This is a genomic window from Variovorax sp. P1_H2, from assembly GCF_056405295.1.
This window is the reverse complement of the sequence record NZ_JBFUCJ010000185.1, coordinates 1-7796: the sequence shown is the minus strand read 5'-3', so window position 1 is coordinate 7796 and position 7796 is coordinate 1. Positions and strand designations below refer to the sequence as shown.

The 7796-nt window shown below is 61.6% G+C and carries 8 protein-coding genes and 1 pseudogene; 1 reads left to right on the top strand and 8 read right to left on the bottom strand.

Annotated elements, in window-relative coordinates; translation table 11 throughout:
* The 4 genes from AC1D2E_RS33675 to AC1D2E_RS33660 all read right to left on the bottom strand — a co-directional run.
* Window positions 1-553 (bottom strand): 4-hydroxyphenylacetate 3-hydroxylase N-terminal domain-containing protein (locus AC1D2E_RS33675; protein WP_478201432.1); only part of this gene is annotated, 553 nt, incomplete at its 3' end.
* Complete coding sequence (locus AC1D2E_RS33670) at window positions 550-1809, bottom strand: FAD-dependent monooxygenase (protein ID WP_478201431.1); 1260 nt, start codon at window positions 1807-1809, stop codon at window positions 550-552. The genes AC1D2E_RS33670 and AC1D2E_RS33675, both read right to left, overlap by 4 nt.
* Entirely contained in the window at window positions 1806-2927 is a 1122-nt protein-coding gene (locus tag AC1D2E_RS33665; protein ID WP_478201430.1) for a monodechloroaminopyrrolnitrin synthase PrnB family protein, read from the bottom strand. Before AC1D2E_RS33665 ends, AC1D2E_RS33670 begins: the two co-directional genes overlap by 4 nt.
* Window positions 2928-2984: 57 nt before the next feature.
* Window positions 2985-3929: a cupin domain-containing protein gene (locus AC1D2E_RS33660; RefSeq protein ID WP_478201429.1), complete on the bottom strand. Its 945-nt coding sequence runs from the start codon at window positions 3927-3929 to the stop codon at window positions 2985-2987.
* A gap of 265 nt (window positions 3930-4194) precedes the next feature.
* Between AC1D2E_RS33660 and AC1D2E_RS33655 the strand changes: the two genes are divergently transcribed.
* On the top strand, window positions 4195-4455 hold the full coding sequence (locus tag AC1D2E_RS33655) for a chorismate mutase family protein (protein WP_478201428.1): 261 nt from the start codon (window positions 4195-4197) through the stop codon (window positions 4453-4455).
* Between the two features lie 33 nt (window positions 4456-4488).
* Here AC1D2E_RS33655 and AC1D2E_RS33650 read toward each other — a convergent pair whose 3' ends face one another.
* The 4 genes and pseudogenes from AC1D2E_RS33650 to AC1D2E_RS33635 form a co-directional block, all read right to left on the bottom strand.
* Window positions 4489-4923 (bottom strand): hypothetical protein, encoded by a 435-nt coding sequence (locus tag AC1D2E_RS33650; RefSeq protein WP_478201427.1) that lies wholly within the window; start codon window positions 4921-4923, stop codon window positions 4489-4491.
* Complete coding sequence (locus AC1D2E_RS33645; RefSeq protein WP_478201426.1) at window positions 4920-5654, bottom strand: LysM peptidoglycan-binding domain-containing protein; 735 nt, start codon at window positions 5652-5654, stop codon at window positions 4920-4922. The genes AC1D2E_RS33650 and AC1D2E_RS33645 overlap by 4 nt, the downstream gene beginning before the upstream one ends.
* Window positions 5655-6064: 410 nt before the next feature.
* Window positions 6065-6808 (bottom strand): CCDC34 family protein, encoded by a 744-nt coding sequence (locus tag AC1D2E_RS33640; RefSeq protein WP_478201425.1) that lies wholly within the window; start codon window positions 6806-6808, stop codon window positions 6065-6067.
* Window positions 6809-7145: 337 nt separating this feature from the next.
* Window positions 7146-7640: pseudogene (locus AC1D2E_RS33635) on the bottom strand (transposase); the annotation flags it as partial.
* Between the last annotated feature and the right edge of the window lie 156 nt (window positions 7641-7796).

Below are 7796 nucleotides of genomic sequence, written 5' to 3'. Positions count from 1 at the left end.
TTCCGGCATCGGTCTCTCGAACCGCATGGATTCCGATGTCGGCCTCGATCTGGTTCTGCTCGGACAGCGGCTTCGATCGGTCCCTCTTGATGTTTGTCAGCGTGAAGGCAACAAACAGGTTTCTTCCTTTGATTCTCTGATAGAGCGATTGGAGGTTCGATCGACCGTCGAAGGCATCGCCGCGAAAGGCGTCTGGCGCGGTGACGAAGCCGGACATCGCGGCCGCGATGTAGTCAGGAGTGCGTCCCAGAAAGCCAAAACTCGTTTCGGACCAGCTGGCATGGAGTTTGTGCTTCAGCGCCAGATCCTGGCTGTCTTTGCATGGAAGAAAGGCTCGGAACTCCGGTTCGTCCGCCTCACCGCCATCTCCAGGCATGGCATAGAAGAGTTGCCGATGGGCCGCGGCGCTTGCTTGGTCATAGAGAGCGGCAAAGGCCCTGGCGCCTTGGAGAAAGGCAGGCGTGCTCGCTACGGATCTGATCTTTTCCGATCCCAGCCAGACAATCCGGCCATCGGAGATTTCATCGAGGTATTGCTTGCCGGTCCTGATCATGCGCCGCTCCATTTGTATCGAGAATCACGGTTGACGATCGACGGAGTCACGCTCGTGAGTTGGGCGTACGCCGATGCGATGCCGAGCCGCTCTTCGTACGGGAAGGCGACCTCGAGCGGCGCCGTGCGCCGGCTACGCCGCCGCTGCGCCGCGATATCGACAACGACTTCTGGCCCCTGCTCGCGATTGGCTCGCTGGATCGCTTGAACCGCTGTGATCCGGTCTCTTTCAAACTCGGCGATCGCGGCCGATCTGCTGCCGCGAGTCGCCAGGGCTTGGGCCAGGGCCACTGCATCCACGATCGACTGCGTTGCCCCGTTGGAGCCGATGGGATGCATGCCGTGTGCCGCATCTCCGATCAGCACGGTGTCCTCGCCGTTTGACCATGCCGGAAGGGGGTCGATGTCGACCATCGGGTAGGCATAGACGGCCCCGCTGTCGCGGATGACCTGCTCGGGGCGTATTCCGTCCAGCGACCAGTTCGCGAAATGGCCGGCTAGCTCTTGGGCCGATACGCGGACGTTCCAGTTCCCAAGCGGATCATGCGAGGGCGAGGGGTCTGGCATTGCCGCGGCCCAGTTGATGAGAGTCCGGTTTGCGGTCGTATCGACTGCCATCGGATAAACGACGAATTTGCAGAAGCCGTCGCCGGCGATAAACATCGACTTGTTTTCGAGAAATCCGTCGCCCCAGAAGGATCCTCGATAGACCGTCGACGGTGCGATGCGTAGCGGGGCGAGGTCGGGAAACAAGACTTGTCGCACCACGGATCGGATTCCATCGGCTCCGACGATGAGATCGGCTGCGAACTCCCGGTTGTTCGTGTCTATGGCCAGAAGAACCTGCGGCAGTCGCCTGACGGCGGCAACGGAAGTCCCTCCCACGATCGACGAGTCACCGCAACGCTCGATGACGGTGCGCAGCAGCGTGGCGTGAAGTCGAGACCGAGAGATGGACAACTGGGGCCATGCAAAGCCGGCATTTCTACCTTTCGGCTCGCTCCAGATGAGGTGCCCATCCCACGTCGTGTAGTTGAGTTGGTTCAGCTGTACGCTGAGGAGCTCCAGCGCCTCGAGCAGGCCAAGATCCGCTAACTCTCGGCTTGCCAGGGGCAGTATGTTGATGCCCGACCCCGCCTGCTCCAGCGAGGTTGAGCGTTCGAGAATCGTGAGCGACCTGTAGCCCCGTGCGTTGAGCGCCAACGCGAGGGTGAGCCCGGCGATCCCTCCACCGACGATGAGGATGCGGTCGTTCATTGCGAGGCTTGTTCTTCGCCATTCACTGGCGAGTGGGCGCTTGACGGTTTGCTGAGGACGAAGCGCTCGATCTGCAAGGTCAGGTCGATGATTTCCTTGAGAAGCACGATGGGGGCACCGCCGCTTCCTTCTTCGTACTGCCGGACTTCAGGCGCATAGGCCTTGCGAGCGAGGCCAAGGTGACGGCCCCTGAAAGTCTTGAGCAACCTCAAGAGGCGAGCGATGCTGGCGGCGCTGCGCAAGACATTGTGGTCCTGTGCCGTTGCGGGATTCTCCAGGCAGTGGTGAAGCCTTGAGACCAGGGACTCTGTCGTTCCCAGTTGCTCGTAGTACGAGCGCCAGGATGGGAGGCAGTAGGGAACCGATGCGTCCAGAAACCGCCGGTAGCTCTCGCTGGACCGGTCCGAGGCCCAGATGCAGAGGTCTATCAGCCAGAGCGGGACCTGCGCGGCAGCCGGCCCCAGATAGGCGCGACCACCGATGCTGATGTCTTCGTAGTAGGGACGCAATGTCCGAGCGAAAAAGACTGGGGAGACGTCTCGCACCACGCCGTCGATTGATTCCACCATCACGGTGGCCAGATCGTGAAGACTGTCGACGAGCGGGGCGCAGCGCGCGTCCTGGGGACCGATGTCTCGGAGCCACTCGCTGACACAGAGCGATGCACTCAGGCTTGGAAATACCTTGACGACCGCGGCCTGCAGCGATCGTTCCTGCGGGTCGTCGGTGTAGGCGCGGCGACGAGGGCCATCCGGGTTCCACGAGGTGTAGTGAAGGACCGTGTCTCGCGGGACCATTGCGCAGAGCTCGCCGAGTTGCGCCAACAGCGGTTCCAGCTGAGGCACCGCCGACATCGGTTCGAGACCGTGTCTTTTCAACGAGCCAAGCAAGATGCCGACGTCCCTCATGGCGGCCAATGCCACTGCCTCTGAGCCGATCTCCAGGTTGGCGAGCGAACTGCAAAGCTTGGCAAGCAGTTGCGTCAGGAAGCGCTTGTCGCCGAGCGCGTTGGCTTGCTGGATACTGGCAACGGAGCCGTCGAGCAACAGAGGATCTAATGCTTGGATCGCGGCTGTCTCGTAGAAGGAACTCGGATTGAACTCCAGGATTTGCGTCACGGTGAACTCCAGAGAGAAACTGGAGCCAAGGCTATGGACCAACCCCGAAATGCTCAATTAGCCAGTGTCTTGAACTTGATAGGGATCGTCCAGCTGAAGGCCTTGCGACGTTCGGGTTGAACGAAGCGCGAGATACAACCCCACCGTGCTTTCATATCCGACCCGGTGCGCAATCTCCTCCTTGCTGAGCCTTGTCGTTTTCATGAGCGCTTGCGCGTTCGAGACTCTCACCTTCGAGAGATACCGAGCGGGGGCGCATCCGGTTGCCTGACGGAACGCGAGGCTGAAGGCCGACCTCGACATGCCGGCGGAGGAAGCGATACGTGCGACCGTCGAGCGCTCCTTGTATTTCGTATGCATGTACAGCAATGCATTCGCGATGCGAGGGTCTCGCAGGGCGCGGCTCATGGGCGTCGTTGCCGATTCGACATCGAGCGCAACCCGAAGGCCGAGAACGTAGATCAGCTCCAGGCCGCGCAGGAGGGCGAAGCTGCTCCCCTCGTGAAAGTTCGCCACTTCGCGCAGCAGTCCGTGGATCGTGCTTTGAAGGAGCGGCTCACGCTCCATCTGATGCTTCCGGATGACGATGATTTCTGGAAGCAGCTTGTACAGAGGGGTGAAAGAATGACCGCCGCAATGCAGGCCGGCGCACAAGAACAACGCAGACCCATCTGCGCCCGGCATTTCGACTCTGACGAATCTTCCTTTGCTCCGGCTCGGAAGAATCTGTTCAAGTGGTGCCGAATCTGCCGATTTGGAGCTGCCGATTCGATGGGCGGCGCCATGCGGGAAGATGGCCAGATCGCCCTGGTTTAGGGGAATGGCGGTCGGGTGTCCGATGTCGATCGCCATCGTTCCCTCTTCGACATAGTGGAACAGCGCACAGGACTCGCGCGGCCCCTCGAAGGACCACTCGCCCCCGGTTCGCCATGCGCTGACGAAAGCGCCCTCCAGGCGAAGCGGGTCGACGATCATCGAGAAAAGATCCTTGGGCACTTGCATAGGTCCGCCTGGTTCGTGGTCCGAGCTGCGATAGGGAGCTCTGTGGCACGCAGGCTAGGGTCGGTTGCGTGCAGCCTGGTCCGAGTCGCGCGTGTGAGGTTTCGGTTTTCAGAGGTCGATTTCTCTGCGCGTCTCTCACCGATTTCCGTGATTTCGGGTCGCCCCCCCTTTTTGGCTAAAGTCGCGGCCAGGCATTGCGGGCGAGCTGGCGTCGGCCTTTTGCGCGGACCAGATCGAAGCAAGCAAGCTGGTCCAGTTCGTCCTCATGGCCGACTGGCGGCGCAGCGGCAGCGTGCCGGCGGATCGCTGCGCGGACTTGAGGACCGAGCTGCGCCCCGCGCTGGATCGGCTGCGGACGCAGTTCATCGAAGAACTGGTGGCGACGCAGACCCGTCGCGCCGATCCCGCTTGCAGGTTGCATCTGGCCAGGGCGGCCGGGGAGCATGGCGAGCGCCATCGACTGGAGCCGCTCTACCGCAATGGCCTGGATCGGGGGCTGGCGCGGGTTTGTGGGACTGATGGGTGAAACGTGTGTCGCCTGGCTGCTTGCTGGGCGCCGCTATTTCTTCTTGCGCGCGAAGGGCAGGTTGCAGCGCTCCGAGGGCATGGGGTCCACCGGGCATGCCGTATATGCCGCAGGATCATCGCGGCGTTCTCGATAGTCTTCAACGCTCATGTAGCCCCTGATGCCCCAGTAGCCCTCCCTTTGGGCGACTATCTCCATGACCTCGAAGCTGCATTGCTTGTTGCGCTTCTTGAATCGATAGGCGACCCGTGGCTTGTCTCCGCCCAGGTCGCTGTGGATGACTTCGTAGGGACTTGGACCGCACGAGCTGAATGTGGAGTACCACTCGATGGCTTTAGCCGTCACATGAGCACCGCCGTAGCACACTCGGCCCCAGCTCTTATAGTGGCCGTCGCAAGGCGGGTCGGCATGTGCCCCAAAGGAGGTCAAGGCGAGCGCTGCCATTGCTTTACCGATCACCCGTCTCATCGCGGATTCCTCCTCCTGATCGCGTCCATTGAATATTCGAGCTTCGCGGAATACAGAGAATCGCCTGTCGGTTGGCCATTGCCGTTGTAGCGTCTCGCTATCGATGTAAGGGTGAAGGGCCTGAAGCCGACGATGACCTTCTGAATCGATGCCCTCTGGCACTTCAGCACCTGACCTTCCCTGACCATGTGGATGCCGGGGTTGAGTTTCTGCATCGTGTCGAGGGAGCTGCGGTGCTTTCTCGCGAGCGAGCTGAGGCTGTCGCCGCGGCCTGCTGTCACATTGAACACGCCACTGTCCGGGTCGAGCACGGTGGCGAAGCCATAGTCAGCCATGCGCATGAGCATGTAGCCCACGGCGGCAACGATGTTCTGTTTGGGATTCGTCCCGACGCCGTCAGCCCAAAGGACATAGCACGGAGGTACGATCAGCTCGCTGCCTTCCTTGCCATACAGAAGCGAATCCAATCCGGGGTCTCTCGGCACGCCGATTTGCAGGGGCCTGTTCTTCCATTCCTCACGATGCGGTCCTGATTCGGTCCACAGCATCGCCTTCACCAACCGCCAATCGAGAAGGTGAAAGTGCGGTGCGTTGCGCAAGTGCATGTTGTATTCATTGACCACCCGCCTGATCTCGGCGTCGTAGTAATCCCAATCGCCGTTCGCTCGGTCGATGCCGTCCTTCCACTTCTGGAAGCCCTCGTCGCCGGTCCTACTTGGTGCCGTTGCCATTCTCGTTCCCGTTGATGATCGAACACGGCTCGCGAGGCTACGGCAGCGGGCGCGCGTGAAATGCGGTGCGTCGCCGTCTTGGACCAATCTCAGGGGTTTTCGGATTCTTCCGTCGTGCTGCGTTGCACGAGACCGATCAACGGACACGTTCCTCGGAGCAACGCCCTGTTCCTGCACCTTTAGATCAAGGGGGTCAAGTCGAAGTCTGAAGCAACAGTGCAGCAGCCTGCTGAACGACCTTTCAGTAGCTCGATGATGTCTGCCGGTCATCACGATGCACTCCGCCGGGGCTGGCCACCATCAGGTGCTCCTTGGGCTGCTGCCGGTTTCGTGGTGGCTCGGCCTTGATGGGGCCACAGGGAGCCGGACACCCTCTCGACGACAGCGCGACACTCCCCGCAAGCGCCTCGCTACTTGACGTTGTTCGCCCAACTGTATCGATCAGGGTTCTCAGCCATGAGAAAGGCTCTCATCGCTTCGCGCCTGCCCTTGTCCAACCGTCGAAGGATCCCTCGCAGATCCGAGTCTATGGATCGCTCACTGGCGCCCCGGTCGCTGGCGAGGAACTTTGCCTCAACGAGGTGATAGGCATCTCGCAGCGCATCGGTGAAGTGTTCATTAGCCCCGGTATTGAGCCAGACAACATCGTCCTCGGTCAGGCGGCCACCGGCGTCGAGCCGTTTGATGATGGCCATCATCCGGGGATATAAGGGCTCATCGATGTAGTCCATCCCGTACTTCCTCCGCAGGGCCTGGCTCTTCATCCTGGCGATGTGCTTGGGGTCGCTTTCGAGGGCCTTGCGCGCGGCCTCCTCGGCTTCTAGCTGCCGAGCATATTGATCTTGCCATGCAGTTTCTCTGGCAAGACGCTCGGCCTCCTTGGTTTCGCGCTCAAGCTCCGCGGCGTGCTGGCGGGACTGTTTCGCACGAATCGCGGCCGCGGCGTATTCCTCGAAAGCGACCTCGCCGGTGGCGAGGCTGTGCAGATCGATCAGGTCGTGATCCAGCAGGTACTTCAAGGACAGCGTGCTGAGCGGCAGCCCATGATGCATGCGTTCGAGGATGTTGCTCAAGCGCGTTGACGGGACCATCGCGCCCGGAATGTCGCTCACGCGAAAGTGCACCGCGATGTCGCGAAGGGTCGAACTGCTCATAGTGGTTGGCTGCCTGGCTCGGTCAGGGGTGTGCGCCAAAAGGCGCTTTTGCTCGACTGTGATCTTAGTGGCTGCGAGCACGGAAAAGCCCACAGCGGCTCAGCACGCTGGGCGACAGCGGTGGACCCGCGTAGCCCAAGCAGTCGTCGAAGCATTGTCTTGGGATGTCGTTGCAGTCCCCGTGGCACGCAGGCAAGCACACATCTCTCGCGCCTCTTGGGTGACTCCGGATGGCGGGCGATGAGGAACGAAAGTGCTGCGCTGACGGCGCGACATGCCACTCCGTCAGGGTCCGCTTCTGGCTTTGCGCGGCGCCTTCTCCAACACCGCTTGGTTCGACCTGCGCAGAGATCCGCCCCTTGTCGTTGGCGGAAATCTCGGGGCTGACCTCGGTGCCGTATTGCTCGGCGAGGAAGCCCTGGATCTCGCGCACGGTCATGCCGCGCGCGTACATCGCCACGATCTTGTCGTCGAAGCCGGTGAAGCGCCGCTCGTGCTTGGGGATCAGGACCGGCTCGAACGAGCCCTCCCGGTCACGCGGCACCTCAATGCGCAGCGGACCGTCCTCGGTCAACACGGTCTTGCCGCTGGCGCCGTTGCGGTGGTTGCTCGCGTCCTCGGCCTTGGCCGCGCCCGGCGGGTAACCCAGGTGGTGCGACAGCTCCGCGCCCAGGGCGCGCTCGATCAGCGCCTTCTTGAAGGCCATCGAGGCGGCCTGCACCGCCTCGGCACTCATGGGGCCCCTGACGAACTGGTCAATCAGTTCCTTGGGGATCGACGGCAACGCCGCCGCGGCGGTCGCTGCCGCCTTCGTCGTCTTCCTGCTTGGCATACATGCTCCTGATCATCATGCTATGCCTCGCACACAGAATGTAAGCGACCGGCCGTCCCACCTTGCCAGACGATCGCAGATCAGGGGCCGTTGACCTCGTCGACGGTTTCACCGTCGTCGTAATACATACCGATGGCTCGATCGAGCCGCTTGAGC